The organism is Kribbella jiaozuonensis (assembly GCF_005233875.1).
Lineage (GTDB): Bacteria > Actinomycetota > Actinomycetes > Propionibacteriales > Kribbellaceae > Kribbella > Kribbella jiaozuonensis.
Map to the genome: position 1 here is coordinate 1 of NZ_SZPZ01000008.1, position 18,101 is coordinate 18,101.

The following is an 18,101-nucleotide window of genomic DNA, read 5'->3' on the forward strand; positions in this document are numbered from 1 at the left end:
ACCCCGATGACCGACAACGTGGTCTGGCTGCCGACCAACTCGGCCGACTCCCACGTCCGCCGGTCACTGCACGCAGACCATGGCTCGATCGTGACGATCGCCGGAGGGAACGCATGACCATCCCACTCGCCGTGCCGGATGCGGGGGTCGGTCACGACCCCTGGTGGGTGATCCTGATCAAGGTCCTCTTCATCTTCGTCTTCCTGGTGGTGTTGACGCTGTTCAACATCTGGTGGGAGCGCCGGGTCGTGGCCCGGATGCAGCAGCGGATCGGCCCGAACGTGCACGGCCCGCAGGGTCTGCTGCAGTCGCTGGCCGACGGCGTCAAGCTGATGCTGAAGGAAGACCTGATGCCGAAGGGCGTCGACCGGTTCGTCTTCGTGCTCGCGCCCGCGATCGTCGCCGTACCGGCCTTCCTCACCTTCGCGGTGATCCCGTTCGGGCCGACGGTGCGGATTCCCTGGACCGACACCTACACCCGGCTGCAGCTGACCGACCTGCCGGTCTCGGCGCTGTACGTGATGGCGGTCGCCTCGATCGGCATCTACGGCATCGTGCTCGGCGGCTGGTCGTCGAACTCGACGTACTCGCTGCTCGGCGGTCTGCGCTCGAGCGCGCAGATGATCTCGTACGAGGTCGGCATGGGGCTGGCCCTGGTGACCGTGTTCCTGTTCGCCGGTTCGATGTCCACCTCGGAGATCGTGGCCGCGCAGTCGCACCAGACCGTGCACTGGTTCGGGACGGCGATCCCGCTGCCCGGGTGGTACGCGTTCCTGTTGTTCCCGTCGTTCGTGATCTACGTGATCTCGATGGTCGGCGAGACGAACCGGGCGCCGTTCGACCTGCCCGAGGCCGAGGGCGAGCTGGTGGCCGGCTTCCTGACCGAGTACTCCTCGATCAAGTACGCGATGTTCTTCCTGGCCGAGTACATCAACATGGCGACCGTGTCCGCGCTGGCCACCACGCTGTTCCTGGGCGGCTGGCGGGCACCGTGGCCGATCTCGATCTGGGACGGCGCGAACTCCGGCTACTGGCCGGTGCTGTGGTTCATGGGCAAGCTGATGGCCTTCATCTTCTTCTACATCTGGCTGCGCGGAACGCTGCCGCGGCTGCGCTACGACCAGTTCATGAAGCTCGGCTGGAAGATCCTGATCCCGATCTCGCTGGCCTGGATCCTGCTGGTCGCCACCGTCCGCGCGGTCGGCCGGGAGACCAACTTCAGCCGGACGACGCTGCTGGTCGCGGCCGCCGTGGTGCTGGTGATCGCGGTCATCAGCATGTTCGTCCCGCAGAAGCCGAAGGACGAGGACAAGCCTGAGGTTGCCGACGGCAAGGAATTCGACGCCTTCGCCGGTGGCTTCCCGGTTCCACCACCGATCACCACTCAACAGTCCGAGACGAAATCGGGGGCAGCCTCCCGTGGCTAGTGTCAAAGAGTCCCTCTGGGACCCGGTAGCCGGGTTCGGCGTCACCTTCCGGACGATGTTCCGGAAGGTGTTCACCGAGGAGTACCCGTTCGAGAAGAAGCCGACCGCACCGCGCTTCCACGGCCGGCACCAGCTGAACCGCTGGCCGGACGGGCTGGAGAAGTGCATCGGCTGTGAGCTGTGCGCGTGGGCATGCCCCGCGGACGCGATCTACGTCGAGGGTGCCGACAACACCGAGGGCGGCCGGATGTCGCCGGGTGAGCGGTACGGGCGCGTCTACCAGATCAACTACCTGCGCTGCATCCTCTGCGGTCTGTGCATCGAGGCCTGCCCGACCCGGGCGCTCACGATGACCAACGAGTACGAGCTGGCCGACACCAGCCGCGAGTCCCTCATCTACGAGAAGAAGGACCTGCTGGCGCCGCTGCTGCCGGGTATGCAGGAGCCGCCGCACGAGATGCAGCTCGGCGCGACCGAGAAGGACTACTACCTCGGTCTGACCGGTGCCGCCGTACCGGCCGAGGGGAGTGACGCGAAGTGATCACCCTGGTGACCGGCCCGCAGGTCGCGTTCTGGCTGCTGGCCCCGGTGATGATCCTGGCCGCGATCGGCATGGTGCTGGTCCGCAAGGCGGTGCACTCGGCGCTGCTGCTGGCGACCGTGATGATCTGCCTCGCGGTGCAGTACGCCGCCCAGGACGCGCCGTTCCTGTTCGCAGTACAGATCATCGTCTACACCGGCGCGATCCTGATGCTGTTCCTGTTCGTGCTGATGCTGGTCGGCGTCGACGCCTCGGACTCGCTGGTGGAGACGATCCGCGGTCAGCGGCTGCTGGCCGGGATCGCGTTCATCGCGTTCGGCGTACTGCTGGTCGCCGCCGTCGGCAACGCGACGTTCGGGCACCCGACCGGGCTGGCCGACGCGCAGCCGGACGGGAACCCGAAGGCGATCGCGGCGCTGTTGTTCGGCAAGTACGTCTGGGCGTTCGAGGTCACCTCGGCGCTGCTGATCACCGCGGCGATGGGCGCCATGATGCTGGCCCACCGCGAGCGGCTGACCAAGAAGCGCACCCAGCGTGACCACGCCGAGGAGCGGATCCGCAAGTACGCCGAGCAGGGCATCCACCCTGGTCCGCTGCCGACCCCCGGCGTACTGGCCCGGCACAACGCCGTCGACACGCCGGCGCTGCTGCCCGACGGGTCGATCGCACCGACCTCGGTTTCGCGCGTGCTCCAGGCACGTGGCACCGTGTTCCCCGAAACCGAGGAGCGCGAAGAGATCGAGACGGTCCGGGAAATCAGCGAAGGCGAGTACCCGGCAGAGGAGGACGACAAGTGAGCACCGAGCCGTACATCGTGCTTGCGGCGATTCTTTTCAGCATCGGCGCACTGGGCGTGCTGGTACGCCGGAACGCGATCGTCGTCTTCATGTGCGTCGAACTGATGCTGAACGCGACCAACCTCGCGTTCGTCAGCTTCGCCCGCCAGCACGGCAACCTCGACGGTCAGATCGCCGCCTTCTTCGTGATGGTGGTGGCCGCGGCCGAGGTCGTGATCGGGCTGGCGATCATCATGGCCATCTTCCGCACCCGTCGCTCGGCCTCGGTCGACGACGCCAACCTGCTCAAGTACTGAGGTAAGCACCGATGAGTCATGAGCTGACGTGGCTGCTGGTCGCGGTACCGGCGGTGTCCGCGGCGATCCTGTTGCTCGGTGGCAAGGCCACCAACGCATGGGGTCACCTGCTGGGCACGCTGGCGCCGCTGATCTCCTTCGCCTTCGGCGTCGTGCTGTTCTTCCAGATGCGCGGCAAGCCCGACGGCGAGCGGTCCGAGACGGTCAAGCTGTTCGAGTGGTTCTCGGTCGGCCACATCACGGTCGACTTCACCCTGCTGATCGACCCGCTGTCGATCCTGTTCGTGCTGCTGATCACCGGTGTGGGTTCGCTGATCCACATCTACTCGATCGGCTACATGGAGCACGACGAGCGCCGGCGGCGGTTCTTCGGGTACCTGAACCTGTTCATCGCCTCGATGCTGCTGCTGGTGCTGGCCGCCGACTACCTGCTGGTCTTCGTCGGCTGGGAGGGCGTCGGTCTGGCGTCGTACCTTCTGATCGGCTTCTGGCAGTACAAGACGACGGCAGCGGTCGCCGCGAAGAAGGCGTTCGTGGTGAACCGGGTCGGTGACATCGGCCTCTCGCTCGCGGTGATGAGCATGTGGGCGCTGTTCGGCTCCTCGGCCTTCGGCACCGTGAACGCCGGCGCCGAGCACCTGTCGAAGACCTGGGCCACACTGCTCGGCCTGATGCTGCTGCTGGCCGCCTGCGGTAAGTCCGCGCAGGTGCCGCTGCAGTCCTGGCTGCTGGACGCGATGGAAGGCCCGACCCCGGTGTCGGCGCTGATCCACGCGGCGACCATGGTCACCGCGGGCGTCTACCTGGTGGTCCGCTCGCACGCGATCTTCGAGCAGTCCGACGCCGCCTCGACCGCGGTGGTGATCGTCGGTACGGTCACCGCGCTCGCCGGCGCGATCATCGGTTGCGCCAAGGACGACATCAAGAAGGCGCTGGCCGGTTCGACGATGAGCCAGATCGGCTACATGATGCTGGCCGCCGGCCTCGGCCCGGCCGGGTACGTGTTCGCGATCTTCCACCTGCTCACCCACGGCTTCTTCAAGGCCAACATGTTCCTCGGCGCCGGATCGGTTATGCACGGCATGAACGACGACGTGAACATGCGCCACTACGGAGCCCTGCGGACGGCGATGAAGGTCACCTTCGTGACGTTCGGCTTCGGCTACCTGGCGATCCTCGGCATCCCGCCGTTCGCCGGCTTCTTCAGCAAGGACAAGATCATCGAGGCCGCGTTCGCGGACAACATCGTGATCGGTCTCTGTGCGCTGCTCGGCGCCGGTATCACCGCGTTCTACATGACGCGGGTGATGATGATGACGTTCTTCGGCAAGAAGCGCTGGGACGACGACGTGCACCCGCACGAGTCGCCCAAGGTGATGACGTGGCCGCTGATCATCCTGGCCGCGCTCTCCCTCGGCGGCGGTGCGCTGTACTTCGCCGGCCACTGGATCGTCGACTGGCTGACCCCGGTCGTCGGTCACGAGGAGGAGCACGCTCGGCTGAGTGCGACCGTGATGACGATCATCACGCTCGCGGTCGTTGCCGTCGGCATCGCGATCTCGGTGCTGATGTACCGCCGGGACATCCCGCGCGAGGCGCCGGCCGGCTCGCCGATCACCACGTTCGCGCGCCGTGACCTGTACGGCGACGCACTGAACGAGGCCCTCTTCATGCGCCCGGGCCAGTACCTGACCCGGACCCTGGTCTGGCTCGACAACCGGGGCGTCGACGGCCTGGTCAACGGCCTGGCCGCACTCTTCGGCGGACTGTCCGGCCGGCTCCGCCGGTTCCAGACGGGCTTCGTCCGTTCGTACGCACTCAGCATGGTCTTCGGCGCCGCATTCGTGGTCGTCGCCCTCCTCGCGGTGAGGTTGTCGTGAACATCGGTTGGCTGACCCTGTTACTGCTCCTGCCATTCGTCGGGGCCGTCGCGACGATGCTGGTGCCCAAGGCGAAAGGCCTGCTGGCCAAGCAGATCGCGCTCGGGTTCTCGCTCGTCACGCTGGTGCTGACCGTGATCGTTGCGATCGGCTACCACCGCAACGGCGCCGACGACTACGCCGAGACGTACACCTGGATCAAGGCCTTCGGCGCGCACTACGCGCTCGGCCTCGACGGTGTCGGCGTGGTGCTGGTGGTGCTGACCGCGCTGCTGTCGCCGATCGTGATCATCGCGTCTTGGAACGACGCACAGAACGGCCGCTGGTCGGAGAAGTCCTTCTTCGCCTGGATCCTCGGCCTGGAGGCACTGTCGATCGGCGTGTTCGCCGCGACCGACGTGTTCCTCTTCTACGTGCTGTTCGAGGCCACGCTGATCCCGATGTACTTCCTGATCGGCGGCTTCGGCGGTCCGCAGCGTTCGTACGCCGCGGTGAAGTTCCTGCTGTACTCGCTGCTCGGCGGTCTGCTCATGCTGGCCTCGGTCGTCGGCCTGTACGTCGTCTCGGCCAAGCACGGCGCCCCGTCGTACCTGCTGTCCGACATGGTGAAGCTGGACATGAGCCAGAACACCGAGCGCTGGCTGTTCCTCGGCTTCATGTTCGCGTTCGCGGTCAAGGCGCCGATGGTGCCGTTCCACACCTGGCTGCCGGACGCGGCCGGTGAGGCGACGCCGGGTACGTCGGTGCTGCTGGTCGGCATCCTGGACAAGATCGGCACCTTCGGGATGATCCGGTTCTGCCTGGGCCTGTTCCCGAACGCGTCCCAGTGGGCCACCCCGGTCGTGCTGGTGCTCGCGCTGATCTCGGTGCTGTACGGCGCGCTGCTGGCGATCGGGCAGACCGACATCAAGCGGCTGATCGCGTACACCTCGATCTCGCACTTCGGCTTCATCGTGATGGGTATCTTCGCGCTGACGTCGCAGGGCCTGACCGGGTCGACGCTGTACATGTTCAACCACGGTCTCTCCACCGCGGCGCTGTTCCTCGTCGCCGGATACCTGATCTCCCGGCGCGGGTCCGCGCGGATCGCCGACTACGGCGGGGTCGAGAAGGTGGCACCGGTGCTGGCCGGCACGTTCCTGTTCGCCGGCCTGTCCAGCCTCGCGCTGCCCGGTCTGTCGCCGTTCATCTCCGAGTTCATGGTGCTGGCCGGGACGTTCAGCCGGCACAAGGTGATCGCGGTGATCGCCGTACTCGGTATCGTGCTGGCCGCGCTGTACATCCTGCTGATGTACCAACGCACGATGACCGGTCCGGTCCGCGACGGGATCGAGAAACTGAAGGACCTGAACCCGCGTGAGGTGCTCGCGATCGCGCCGCTGGTGATCCTGATCATCGGCTTCGGTATCTACCCCAAGCCCGTGGTCGACATCATCAAGCCCGCGGTCGAATCGACCATGCAGCGGGTCGGCGTGACCGACAAGGCACCGCAGATCCCCGTGACGGAGGGACAGAAGTGAGCGCGATGTTGCTGCCGCTGGCGGACTTCACGGCGCCGAAGATCGAGTACAACGAGCTGGCTCCGCTGCTCGTCGTCTTCGGTGCGGCGTGCGTCGGCGTCCTGGTCGAGGCGTTCCTGCCCCGGTCCTTGCGGCACCTGGTGCAGCTGTCGATCACGGTGGTCGCCGTGGTCGTGTCGGGGGTCCTGACCGGCATCCTGATGAACGACAACAAGGAACTGATCGCCGCGCAGGGTGCGATCTCGGTGGACGGCCCCGCGCTGTTCACCTGGCTGATCCTGCTGGCGCTGACGCTGATCAGCGTGCTGCTGTTCGCCGAGCGGTCGATCGACGGCGGCCTGTCCGCGTTCGCCGGCCAGGCGGCCGCCGTACCGGGTTCCGAGGCCGAGCGGGAGGGTACGGCGGCCCGGATCGAGCACACCGAGATCTTCCCGCTGACCCTGTTCGCGGTCGGCGGCATGATGCTGTTCGCCGCGTCGAACGACCTGCTGGTGCTGTTCGTCGCGCTCGAGGTCTTCTCGCTGCCGCTGTACCTGCTCTGCGGCCTGGCGCGTCGTCGCCGGCTGATCTCGCAGGAAGCCGCGATGAAGTACTTCCTGCTCGGTGCGTTCTCGTCGGCGTTCCTGCTGTTCGGCATCGCGCTGCTCTACGGGTACGCCGGCACCATGTCGCTCGGCGGGATCGCGGACGCGCTGTCCACCCAGACCGGTGGCGACACGATCCTGCTGGCCGGGACCGGCCTGGTGGGTGTCGGCCTGCTGTTCAAGGTCGGCGGCGTACCGTTCCACTCCTGGACCCCGGACGTGTACCAGGGCGCCCCGACGCCGGTCACCGGCTTCATGGCGGCCTGCACCAAGATCGCCGCGTTCGTCGGTCTGATGCGGGTCTTCTACGTCGCCCTCGGCGGCACGCGCTGGGACTGGGCGCCGATGATGTGGATCGTCGCGATCCTCACCATGGTCATCGGTTCGATCGTCGCGATCACCCAGACCGACGTGAAGCGGATGCTGGCGTACTCGTCGATCGCGCACGCAGGCTTCCTGCTGACCGCGTTCGTCGGCCTCGCGCAGGCGGGCAGCGGCGTACACAACGGGATCACGTCGACCCAGGCGGTGCTGTTCTACCTGGTCTCGTACGGCTTCCCGACCATCGGCGCGTTCGCCGTCGTCACGCTGGTGCGCGACGCCGGGGGCGAGGCGACCCATCTGTCCCGCTGGGCGGGCCTGGGCAAGAAGTCGCCGCTGCTGGCCGGCATCTTCGCGTTCTTCCTGCTGTCCTTCGCCGGTATCCCGCTGACCGCGGGCTTCACCGGCAAGTGGGCGGTCTTCAGCGCGGCCTGGACCGGCGGCGCGTGGCCGCTGGTCGTCGTCGCCGTACTGTCGAGCCTGGTGGCCGCGTTCTTCTACGTCCGCGTGATCGTGCTGATGTTCTTCTCCGACCTGCCGGCCGACGCGCCGGACGTGGCGCTGCCCGGCTGGCAGACCACGTCGGCCGTTGCGCTGGGTCTCGCCGCCACGGTGGTTCTCGGTCTGGTTCCCGGACCGGTCCTCGACCTGGCGGCCCGAGCTGGTGAGTTCATCCGTTGAGTCCGACCCCGCTGCCGGCCGAGAGCCTGGGATTCGAGTTCGCCGACGCGGCGCTCGAGTCCCGGGTTCGTGCTGGGCTGGAACGGGTCGAGCAGGCCTTGCTCGACGCGACCCAGTCCGAGGCGCCGTTCGTCACCGCGGCCGCCCAGCACGTGATGCTTGCCGGTGGCAAGCGGTTCCGGCCGCTGCTGGTGCTGCTCGGCGCCGAGTTCGGCGCTGATGTCGCGTCCGACGAGGTGGTGAAGGCGGCGGTCGTCGTCGAGCTCACGCACGTCGCGACGCTGCACCACGACGACGTGATGGACGAGGCGGCGCTGCGGCGCGGCTCGTCCACCGCGAACGCGCGCTGGGACAACTCGGTCGCGATCCTGTCCGGCGACTGGCTGTTCGCCCGCGCGTCGGACCTGGTCGCGGACCTCGGGCCGGAAGCGGTCCGGATCCAGGCCCGCACCTTCGGCCGGCTGGTCGAGGGGCAGATCCGCGAGACGATGGGTGTCGGCGAAGGCCAGGACCCGTTGAAGCACTACCTGTCGGTGGTCGCCGACAAGACCGGTTCGCTGATCGCGACGTCCGCCCTCTTCGGCGCCCGGTACGCCGGTGCGTCGGAGGAAGTGCAGGAGTCGCTGCGGGCGTTCGGCGAGGAGATCGGCGTCGCCTTCCAGCTCGCCGACGACCTGCTCGACATCGCCTCCGAGTTCGACCAGTCCGGCAAGACGCCTGGCACGGATCTCCGTGAAGGCGTGCCGACGCTCCCGGTCCTGATCTTCCGCGCCCAGGCAGATCCCACGGATCCGAGGGACGCCCGGCTGCTGGATCTGCTGGACTCCGACCTCTCCGACGACGAGCGGTTGTCCGAGACGCTGGACCTGCTCCGCTCCCACCCGTCCTTCCAGCAGGCCGAGGACGACGTACGCCGCCGTGCCGCCGACGCCCGCAAGCTCCTCAGCACGCTCCCCGAAGGCCCCGGCCGGGAAGCCCTCGACACCCTCTGCGACCTGGTAGCCACCCGCTCCGTCTGACGCGAGTCACCTTCGGGTGAGGTGGAAACGCCGGTAGGCGGTGATCGGGCGGTGCTTCTCGACGTACCCGCCGTCCGGGGTGCGGGTGATCTGGCCGGTCTCGATGCCGTGTTTGACGACCTCCGCGTCCTGCTGCTGCAGGCCCAGGCAGATGCGACGGGTGATGGTGAAGGCGATCGGCGGGCCGAGGATCAGCAACGCCTGGAACAGGTGGATCAGCGCGTTCACCGACAGGTGGAACTGGACGGCCATCGTGTCGGCGCCGGCCGCGGCCCAGAGGACGCCGTAGAAAACGACTCCGGCCACACCGATGCCGGTGCGGATCGGGTTGCTGCGGGGGCGTTCGAGCAGGTTGTGCTCCCGTCGGTCGCGGGTCACTCGCTCCTCGATGAACGGGTAGATCCCGACGAGCGCGAGGAACAGCGTGCAGATCGCAACCGGGAGCAGGATGGCGAAGCTGATGGTCCTGCCCCACCACACGACCTCCCATCCCGGTGCCAGCCGCAGCGCTCCGTCGAGGAAGGCCAGGTACCACGCGGGACCGACTCCGGCCGACGTGTTCGCTGGATCGGCCGGACCGAACAGCCACACCGGGTTGATAGTCGCCAGCGCGGCCATCAGGCTCACCACTCCGGTGACGAAGCAGAACAGGCCCGCGCCCTTGACCACGGCGACAGCCGCCGGACTTCCCACCACGTTGTCCTCGGTTCGCCCGGGGCCGGCGAACTGCGCCGGCTTGTTCCTCAACGCGAGAAGCCCGCTGACGATGAAGAGCGCAAAGAGCAGTGCGGGTAGGACGATGACGTGCAGCGGGTAGAACCGCGTGATCACGTCGCCGGGGAAGTCTCCTCCGAACAGCAGCGCGGACAGTTGAGTACCCACGAACGGGGTCGCCTGCAGCACGCCGTCGAGTACGGCGAGGCTCGTGCCGGAGGCCATGTCGTCCGGGAGCGACGTACCGGTGAGGCAGGCGCCCAGCGTGATGATCAGCAGCCCGAAGACGACCACCCAGTTCAGTCGCCGCGGCCGGCGGAACCCGGCGGTGAAGAACAGCCGCAACAGGTGTAGCAGGATCGCCGCCACCATGATCAGCGCGCCCCAGTGGTGCATCTGCCGGATCAGCAGGCCACCGCGCATCTCGAAGCTGATCGACATCGTCGAATCGAGGGCCTGCGACATCTGTACGCCGTGCAGCGGTGTGTACGGGCCGTCGTACACAACGTGTTGGACCGACGGTTCGTACGGCACCATCAGCACGAGGCCGGTGAGCGTCACCACAACGAAGCTGTAGAAGGCGATCTGGCCGAACAGCAGCGACCAGTGGTCAGGAAAGACTCGCGCTCGCAGATTGCTCCAGGGACCATGCATGATTCGGCCCTCCTCATACATACGACCCCGCAGCACCCGAGACTGTGACGCCTCGTGTCACACCTCACAGGCTCCTAGAAGGAGTTCTGCCGGCGTGCGGCCCGTGGGCGGGCGTCGGGGTCGTAGAGGTGGCGGGCCAGCCAGGGGGCCCAGAGCGACTGGGTGCGGGTCAGGGGCTGTGGGTGATGGGCGCGGATGCGGCCCTGAGGGCGCGGGCCCTGCCGGTTTCCGGCGTACCACTGGTCAAGGCTGGCGGCGACGGACTTCCACTGCGCGAAGCCGGTGTGGGGATCGAGGTCGGGGGACTCGGTGCAGAGGTGCTCGGACCACAGTTCGTGGCGGAGGGAGCGGGCGAGTTCGGGGGAGTCGATTGCGCAGGTCAGTTCGCTGTCGTTGGTCCAGGAGCGGCGGTTGAAGTTGTCGGAGCCGCAGGTCATCCACCTGTCGTCGACGATGCAGACCTTGGCGTGGACATAGATCGGTACGCCGTTCTCGTTCTCGAGGTCGTAGATGGCGACCCGGTCGGAGTCGAGCCGGCGGAGTGCGTCCAGTTGGGCGTGCCGCGCGGGTGGTCCGCTGACCCGGCCGTCCTGGTCCGGGTACCGCGGTACGACGGCGATGATGCGCAGGTCCGGCGACCGCTGTAGGGCCGCGTGCAGTCCTTCGGTCACCGCGTCCGACCAGAGGTACTGGTCCTCGACGTAGATCAGCCTCTGCGCGCGCCCGAACGCCTTCAAATAGGCGCGCGCGATGCTGCGCTCGCCATCCGGCGCGAACGGGAATCCGGGATGCTTGTGTGCGTACGTCCGCAGTACCTGGACGGCATGCGGTCCGGCCGGCGGCGGGTCCGGGAACGCCTCCGGCAGGTTGCCCGGACGCCGCGGCATCCGGGCCAGCCGCTGCACCAGCATCCGGTACGGCGTACGCCGGTCCAGCGGGTGTGGATCGTCCCACCGTTCCACGAAGCACCTGAGCAGATCGCCAACCACCGGTCCGCGGACCTCGAGCGTCAGGTCGTGCCATGGCGCGCGGTCGCCGTACCGCGGATCCATCGGCGCGGTCTGCGGATCGCCCTGGTGGCGTTTGTCGTCGCGGCGGCCGTGGCACAGGTCGATGCCGCCGACGAACGCGACATCGGCGGCCGGATCGTCGTGGTGCCTGATGACGAAGAGCTTCTGGTGGTGCGAGGCGAGCCGGCGTACGCGTTGGTCGAGCAGGACCTCACCGCCGGCCTCGTTCAACTCGGTGCCGAGGTGCTGGTTTTGCTGGGCGTTGAAGCTGAGGCGATCGGAATGCGAGCGCCACAACAGCGCGCGGACCTCCACTCCGGACCGGGCCAGGTCGCAGAGCACCTCGCCGATGGACGGGCCGCCGTCGTACAGGACCTCGTCCGGATCGCCGCGCCAGTCGGTGAAGTAGACGCGATCACCCGGCCGCAGGGCGCACAGTTCGTCGTACAGATGCTGGAAGTACGTCGCGCCGTGCACCAGCGGCCGGACGAGATTCCCCTCGGTCCAGGCTCCGTCGGCATCGATGTCGGTGGCCGGATTGCCCCGCTCACCCGGCGTCAGGAACCACTCGTGCGTCATCTGCCCCAGGTGCCCCTACCCGGCTCAGTCCATGAGCCGACCCTGCCAGGTGGGGCTTTCGATGTAGTGGTTGTCGTACAGGTCGCTGGTCTTCGCGACCTCGGCCCAGTCGGTGTCGCCGCGGTACGCGCCTTCGAGCAGGCGGTAGTAGCCGAAGCGGGGCTTGGCCTGGGTGAGGACGAACAGGACCTCGGCGGGCTCGTCGCCCGCGGCCTCGAAGGCGTGCGGGGTGTTCGGTGGGACGAGCAGGAAGTCGCCCTGCTCGAGCGTGACGAGTTCCTCGCCGAGGAGCACGCGGAGCGATCCCTTCAGTACGAAGAACAGTTCCGCAGCCTCACGGTGCAGATGCGGGGGAGCGCCTTCCTTGCCGGCCTGGAAAACCGAACGGTGGCTGGTCAGATGCCCCTCGGTCTCGGTCACGTCGGCCAGCAGCGTGACACCGCTCGCAGCAAGTACTTCGGCCTCGTTGGCGCGGATCAGAACGGTCATGGCAGGATCTCCTTGGTATTCGAGATGTTTGATGTCCAGGATTAAGTCCTGGGTTCAGGACCTGAGGTTGGCGAAGCGATTTCGGGTGTTGTCCGGAGCGGCCGGGTTGAGGCGGACGACCTCGGCCGCGATGTCGGCGATCGACTTGCCGGCCAGCTCGCGGCGGTACGTCAGTTCGGCGCCGTGCATCGCCTGTGAGATCACGCAGATCTTCGTGTAGTCGGCCCGCGCGTCGGCGCCCGGACCCTCCTTGAGGATCTCCATGCAGCGGAACGCGTCATCCGGCCCGTCGATCGCGACGACGATGTCGAGCAGGCTGATGTTGCGCGGATCGCGGGCCAACTGGAAGCCGCCCTTCGGCCCGGAGACCGAGGTGAGGATGCCGGCCCGGGTGAGTGCCTGGAGCTGTTTGTTCAGGTACGCCGTCGGCAAGTTGTAGAAGGCTGCGAGCCGCTTGGCGGTGACCGCCTCGCCCGACGCCCAGCTGAGATTCACGCAGCTGTGCATCGCCCACTCGACGCCCTCGTTCATCTTCATAACCTGGATACTAAATGTCCTGAATAGCTGTCGTCAAGCGCGCCGCGACCGCTGGGCGTCAGATTGCGGAAGCGGTGACCGCGGCGCGTTCGAGGGCGAGAGTGCGGCGGCGGCTGTGCATGCTGTCGAAGGTGAACAGGGCCAGTGCGACCCAGACCAGGCCGAAGCCGGCCCAGCGCATCGGCGTCATCTGCTCGTGGAAGATCAGCAGGCCGCAGATGAACTGCATGATCGGCGCGATGTAGTTCAGCAGCCCCAGAGTGGTCATCGAGATCCGGGTGGCCGCGGCCCCGAAGAGCAGCAGCGGTACGGCGGTGATCGGGCCGGTCAGCAACACCAGCACGAGGTACGCCGTCCCGTGGTGCGTGACCGTCGCGTGGCCCTGCAGTCCGAGTACGGCGATCGCTATCAGCGCGAGCGGAGCAACGGTGCCGGACTCGACAGCCATGCCCTCGATCGCGCCGGCGCCGGCCTGCTTCTTCGCCAGGCCGTAGCACCCGAACGAGAACGTCAGGATGATCGCGACCCACGGCGGCTTGCCGTTCTCGATCGCCAGGCCGAGGACGGCCACGAAGGCGATCCCCAGCGCGGTCCACTGCATCGGCCGGAGCTGTTCCTTCAGTACGAAGACGCCGAGCAGGACGGTGAACAGCGGCGTGATGAAGTACCCGAGCGAGGTCTCCACGACGTGGCCGTGGCCGACGGCCCAGATGTACGTGCCCCAGTTCACCGAGATCAGGAACGCCGCCGCGATCAACGGCCAGCGCCGGCGTGGCTCCGCGAGTAGCGCCTTCACCCCGGCGAACTTCCGCAGTACGGCGACCAGGATCACGATCGTGACCAGCGACCAGAGGATGCGGTGGGCGAGCAGTTCGATCGCGCCGGAGTGGTCGAGAAGTTTCCAGTACAGCGGGAAGAGACCCCAGATCAGGTAGGCGGTGAACCCGTAGGTGAATCCTCTTCGCTGTTCCGGCACGGCGTCAGCGTAAGCCCGCGCGACAGTCGCATCCAACTACTTTGCTCATGACGTGAGACGGAGGGCCGTTAGTCTGTCCGGCGACCTGCCCCAACCACAGGAGGTAACCGATGTCGCCCCGACAGGAACTGCTCGACGCGTTGGTCGACGACGCGACCCGAACGGCGCTCGGGGCGACCGAGCTGAGCCCGGAGGATCGCGTCCTGGCCCGGCTGCGGGTGCAGGACGCGATCGAGCGGACGGCTACGCGAGCGCATGGCGATGTCATCGCTCTGGCCCACGGCGACGGTCATGGGCCGGAGGCGGAGCGGTTCGTGGCACATCTGGACACCAGGTACCAGGAGCAGGGCGGGCCGGATCCGGCGCTGCGGGACACGGCGGCCGGGAGACTGGCGGCTGAGCTGGTGGCGTCCGACGACAGGACGAACGGGTTCCACCCGTTGCTGAAGGGGCGGGCGGAGGACTACATCGCGCATTCGGTCACCGTCGCAGCGCAGGAGGCGGCGCAGAAGTTGCCCCATGGGCCGTCCCAGGCGCGTGCCGCCGCAGGGGCCGCCGCCGCGGCTGGTGCCGATGTGGTGGCTGCTCCGATCGACATCGCCACCAGCCGTCTGAACGATCTCCGAACCCACGACGCGAAGCGAGGCGGACCGTCGATCGGGTGATGTGGGGCGTGAGTCCGTTGGTGTGATGGGGTTGGATGGAAGGGTGAACACCAGGAGGCACGCGTGGGTGTGAGGACCGGTCTGGTCTCGGTGACGTTTCGGCAGTTGCCGGTCGACCAGGTGGTGGAGGTGGCGGCGAAGTCCGGGCTTGCGGCGATCGAGTGGGGCGGTGACGTGCATGTCCCGCTCGGCAATCTCGTCAACGCCAAACGGGTGCGGAACCTGACCGAGGTGCACGGCCTGCAGGTCGCGGCGTACGGCTCGTATCTTCGGGCCGGCAACGTCGATCGGGAGGAGATGCGCTCCGCGGTCGCCACCGCCGAGGCGCTCGGCGCACCCCGGATCCGGGTCTGGGCCGGCAACGTCGGTACGGCGGAAGCCGGCGTCGGCGACCGGATGGCGGTGACTCGCGGGCTGGGCGAGCTGGCCGATATGGCTGCCGGTGCTGGGATCGAGATCGCGATGGAGTTCCACCGCAACACGCTCACCGACGAGGTCGACTCGACGATCACGCTGCTGCTCGACGTCGGCGCGCCGAACCTCAAGACGTACTGGCAGCCGCCGGTCGACCTGGACGACGCGCAGTGCCTTCAGCAGCTCGAGGCGTTGATGCCGTGGCTGAGCACGGTGCACGTGTTCTCATGGTGGCCGTCCAACAATCGGCTGCCGCTCGCGGCCCGCGAGTCCTTGTGGCGCCCGGTCCTCGACCGCCTTGCCGTCGAGCCTCGCGAGATCAACGCGCTGTTGGAGTTCGTCGCTGACGACTCACCGGAGCAGTTCACCAAGGACGCCGCCGACCTGCACAGTTGGGTCTAACTGACGCGCTCCGAACCGCCCCGGCGCGCTCTGGCTGCGGCGTTGAGGCGGTCCGGGAGCGGGAGGTGAGCGACCCGGTTGAGGTAGCCCATGTCGCGGAGGATCGTGTGTGAGGCCGCGGCTGCCGCAGCTCCTGGCTGGTAGCCCGCCGCGAAGCCGACGGCTTCGAACATGTCGACGTCGTTGCTGCCGTCCCCGATCGCGACCGTGCGTTCGCGCGGGATCCCGAGCTCCTCGTTCCACCGACGGATCGCGGTGACCTTGCCGGGTCCGTCGACGAGTCCGCTGACCTCACCCGTCAGTACGCCGTCCTCGATCCCGAGCGTGCCCGCGGCGTACCGCTCGACGCCGAGACGTTCCGCGAGCGGCCCGACGATCGTGTCGAACCCGCCGCTCGCGATTGCGACCTCGTGGCCTGCCGCCTTCAGGTCGCGGATCAGATCCTCGACGCCTTCGCTCAGCTCGACGGTCTCCGCGACCTGGCGGACCAGCGAGGCGTCGACACCACGCAGTACGGCGATCTTCGCGCGGATCGACGTCTCGTAGTCCGGGGCGTGTACTGCGTTGACCTCGGGCAGCCGCCCGGCGAGCTCGGCCAGCGTGGCGAGGGTGTCGTGTTTGCTGATCGTCTGGTCGACGTCGAACACGAACAGGTGTTTCTGCATCGGAACGATGGGTTCCTTGTCAGCAGTCCCCGGGCTGAGCGCGTGACTCATCGCCGACGAGACCTCGCTCCGGACCGACGGCCGCCACTGTCCACGCGCCGGATCCCACACGCCGTTCGACTGATCCGCGGCGCCGTCCAGGAACGTGGTGATCGTGCCGACCATCTCCCCGAACTCCGGGTAGTCCTTAAGCTGCGCGATCCGCGACCGCAGCTGCTCGAACCCCTGGTGCCAAAGGATTTCGGTCTCGCCGTCCTGAGCCGGCGCCTGCCCGTAGAACCGATACGGGTACGGCGGTCCGCTGCGACCAGCCTCGCGCCAGTGCCAGTTCTCGGCCAACGCGTTCCGCAGCTTGTCGCCGTCCACCGGGCAGGTCTGCGCGATGTAGTACAGGTCGGCGATGTCCTTGAAGCGGGGAGCGAGGATGCCGTCGCCGACGCCGGGCTGGCAGGCGAGCGCCGCCATCTTGTCGGCCGCGAGATCCGCGACCGGCCGCAGCAGCGGCGTGATCGGCTGCAGACCAGGGAGTTGTACGCCGACGAGCGACCGCCGCGCGCGCTCGGACTCGCTCGTCCGCTGGATCATCGTCGGCAGCTTCACGTCGATCTCGATCGAGAAGCTGTCCCCGTCACGCCGTACGCCGAGTGGGCCGCGGGTGTCGTCGACCGGGTGTACGTCGACGGTGAAGACGGCATGTCCGCTGCCCGCGACCTTCACGTCCCGGGTCGTGTAGCGGACCAGTCCGCCGAGACCGACGCCGCCGTCGAGGGGCGCGCGGCCCTCCGGGGCGACCGCGAGGATGGCGTCGCGGACCTTGTCGACGTACTCGTCGGCGTCGAAGGCGCTGTTGTAGATGTCGAGATCGTTCGCCGTCCGCGCCATCTCGTACACCGGATCGATGTCGCCGCCGGCCGTCGCGGGCCAGCTTTCGGCGTACGCCGCGAGCGGGTTCGAACCGGTCGCCTCCCAGGTGTCGCCGTCCTGGTTCAGCAGGCTGATGAGGTCACCGGCGATCAGTTGGCGCTTCGCGCGGTCGGCCGAGAATCGCGGCGTACTGATGTCGTCGAGGTGCTTGGTGAGCGCAGCCCAGGTGCGGAAGGCGCGACGAAACTCGCGCACATCGAGGTGGCGCATGCCAGTCAGCCCTTCGCGGCGGCGTCGAGCGCGGCCTGGAGCCAGGCGGGCCCGTCGTACGCCTGATCGGCGAACTGCTCGGTGAGCTCGGTGCCGAGGCGGTCGGACGTCGTCCAGCCCTGGCTGATGAAGGACCGAGCCAGCCGGCCGAGGTCGGAAAGGTCGAGGCCTTGGCCGTCGGAGAGGTCGGCCAGGGTGCGCGCCGGGCCGGTGACCGGAAGGCCTTCGATCACAGTGCACTCGTCCTCACGGACCGAGCGCGGATGCACCGTGACGCCGTTGGGTAGGTCCTTCCGGGCTCGGCCGGAGAACTCGATCCCGTCTGCGCTGACGCTGCCGGCGCCGTACAGCTCGGCTGCGGATCGGTGCGACACGACCAGGGTGGTCAGGGGTCGTTCCCAGGCAGGGGTGGCGTCGGCCAGGAGCCAGGTCGCGTACAGCGTTTGATGTGCGTGGCTCGCCCCGGCCCGGACCCGGATCACGCCGTCGATGACGGGTTCGACGATCTCGGCGTCCTGCCATTGCGCGAGGACCTGGTCGGTCACCTGGTCGTGCAGTTGGGCGATCGCGACCAGGCCGTGCTGACCCTCGGCCAATGCGCAGAGCCGCGCGAACGCCTCCAGGTTCTTAGGCCGTGCGAAGCCCTTCATCGTCAACCCCGTAGCCGTATCGGTGGACAGTTGCCGCGATCATCATCCAGCCCTTGTGGTTCAGGAAGATGAACAGCTGGTGGTCGGAAAGTTTCGCTGAGTACTGGCCAATCGACGGATTGTGCCGGAATGCTGGGGTGCGACAG

At 67.7% G+C, this 18,101-nt stretch carries 17 protein-coding genes; 10 read left to right on the forward strand and 7 right to left on the reverse strand.

All coding sequences use genetic code 11. The annotated features are described in order from the left end of the window. The first annotated feature begins 113 nt into the window (after positions 1-113). The 8 genes from nuoH to FDA38_RS41315 are packed head-to-tail and all read left to right on the forward strand — an operon-like array spanning position 114 to position 9,066. Positions 114-1,427, forward strand: coding sequence for an NADH-quinone oxidoreductase subunit NuoH (gene nuoH, locus FDA38_RS41280; RefSeq protein WP_137256610.1), 1,314 nt, complete (start codon positions 114-116; stop codon positions 1,425-1,427). Beyond that, positions 1,420-1,968 (forward strand): NADH-quinone oxidoreductase subunit NuoI, encoded by a 549-nt coding sequence (gene nuoI / locus FDA38_RS41285; protein WP_137256611.1) that lies wholly within the window; start codon positions 1,420-1,422, stop codon positions 1,966-1,968. Before nuoH ends, nuoI begins: the two co-directional genes overlap by 8 nt. Further along, positions 1,965-2,765, forward strand: coding sequence for an NADH-quinone oxidoreductase subunit J (locus FDA38_RS41290; protein ID WP_137256612.1), 801 nt, complete (start codon positions 1,965-1,967; stop codon positions 2,763-2,765). The genes nuoI and FDA38_RS41290 overlap by 4 nt, the downstream gene beginning before the upstream one ends. Beyond that, positions 2,762-3,061 carry an NADH-quinone oxidoreductase subunit NuoK gene (gene nuoK, locus FDA38_RS41295; RefSeq protein WP_130441814.1) on the forward strand — a complete coding sequence of 100 codons (300 nt, stop codon included), beginning with the start codon at positions 2,762-2,764 and terminating at the stop codon, positions 3,059-3,061. The genes FDA38_RS41290 and nuoK overlap by 4 nt, the downstream gene beginning before the upstream one ends. Positions 3,062-3,072: 11 nt before the next feature. After that, positions 3,073-4,941, forward strand: a complete 1,869-nt coding sequence (gene nuoL, locus FDA38_RS41300) for an NADH-quinone oxidoreductase subunit L (RefSeq protein ID WP_137256613.1) — start codon at positions 3,073-3,075, stop codon at positions 4,939-4,941. After that, a complete protein-coding gene (locus FDA38_RS41305) occupies positions 4,938-6,461 on the forward strand; it encodes an NADH-quinone oxidoreductase subunit M (protein WP_137256614.1) in 1,524 nt (507 codons plus the stop codon). The genes nuoL and FDA38_RS41305 overlap by 4 nt, the downstream gene beginning before the upstream one ends. A 5-nt stretch (positions 6,462-6,466) precedes the next feature. After that, complete coding sequence (gene nuoN / locus FDA38_RS41310; RefSeq protein WP_137256780.1) at positions 6,467-8,047, forward strand: NADH-quinone oxidoreductase subunit NuoN; 1,581 nt, start codon at positions 6,467-6,469, stop codon at positions 8,045-8,047. Next, a complete protein-coding gene (locus tag FDA38_RS41315) occupies positions 8,044-9,066 on the forward strand; it encodes a polyprenyl synthetase family protein (protein WP_137256615.1) in 1,023 nt (340 codons plus the stop codon). Before nuoN ends, FDA38_RS41315 begins: the two co-directional genes overlap by 4 nt. A 6-nt stretch (positions 9,067-9,072) precedes the next feature. On the opposite strand, the gene qcrB is transcribed toward FDA38_RS41315, so the two are convergent. The 5 genes from qcrB to rarD form a co-directional block, all read right to left on the reverse strand. Next, the gene (qcrB, locus tag FDA38_RS41320; protein WP_137256616.1) at positions 9,073-10,434 is read right to left on the reverse strand and encodes a cytochrome bc1 complex cytochrome b subunit; all 1,362 of its coding nucleotides are present in this window, start codon (positions 10,432-10,434) and stop codon (positions 9,073-9,075) included. A gap of 74 nt (positions 10,435-10,508) precedes the next feature. After that, positions 10,509-12,023 (reverse strand): phospholipase D-like domain-containing protein, encoded by a 1,515-nt coding sequence (locus FDA38_RS41325; protein ID WP_137256617.1) that lies wholly within the window; start codon positions 12,021-12,023, stop codon positions 10,509-10,511. Between the two features lie 24 nt (positions 12,024-12,047). Further along, positions 12,048-12,512, reverse strand: coding sequence for a cupin domain-containing protein (locus FDA38_RS41330; protein WP_137256618.1), 465 nt, complete (start codon positions 12,510-12,512; stop codon positions 12,048-12,050). A 54-nt stretch (positions 12,513-12,566) separates the two neighbouring features. Next, positions 12,567-13,049 carry an RrF2 family transcriptional regulator gene (locus tag FDA38_RS41335; RefSeq protein WP_137256619.1) on the reverse strand — a complete coding sequence of 161 codons (483 nt, stop codon included), beginning with the start codon at positions 13,047-13,049 and terminating at the stop codon, positions 12,567-12,569. A 58-nt stretch (positions 13,050-13,107) separates the two neighbouring features. Next, positions 13,108-14,025 carry an EamA family transporter RarD gene (gene rarD, locus FDA38_RS41340; protein ID WP_137256620.1) on the reverse strand — a complete coding sequence of 306 codons (918 nt, stop codon included), beginning with the start codon at positions 14,023-14,025 and terminating at the stop codon, positions 13,108-13,110. A 110-nt stretch (positions 14,026-14,135) separates the two neighbouring features. Here rarD and FDA38_RS41345 point away from each other — a divergent pair, with 110 nt between their 5' ends. Beyond that, complete coding sequence (locus tag FDA38_RS41345; RefSeq protein WP_137256621.1) at positions 14,136-14,690, forward strand: hypothetical protein; 555 nt, start codon at positions 14,136-14,138, stop codon at positions 14,688-14,690. Positions 14,691-14,753: 63 nt separating this feature from the next. Beyond that, positions 14,754-15,506, forward strand: coding sequence for a sugar phosphate isomerase/epimerase family protein (locus FDA38_RS41350; RefSeq protein ID WP_137256622.1), 753 nt, complete (start codon positions 14,754-14,756; stop codon positions 15,504-15,506). Here FDA38_RS41350 and FDA38_RS41355 read toward each other — a convergent pair. Continuing rightward, entirely contained in the window at positions 15,503-17,305 is a 1,803-nt protein-coding gene (locus FDA38_RS41355; protein WP_137256623.1) for an HAD family hydrolase, read from the reverse strand. The two genes, FDA38_RS41350 and FDA38_RS41355, sit on opposite strands and share 4 nt — an antisense overlap. 5 nt (positions 17,306-17,310) lie before the next feature. Beyond that, a complete protein-coding gene (locus FDA38_RS41360) occupies positions 17,311-17,955 on the reverse strand; it encodes a hypothetical protein (protein ID WP_137256624.1) in 645 nt (214 codons plus the stop codon). Between the last annotated feature and the right edge of the window lie 146 nt (positions 17,956-18,101).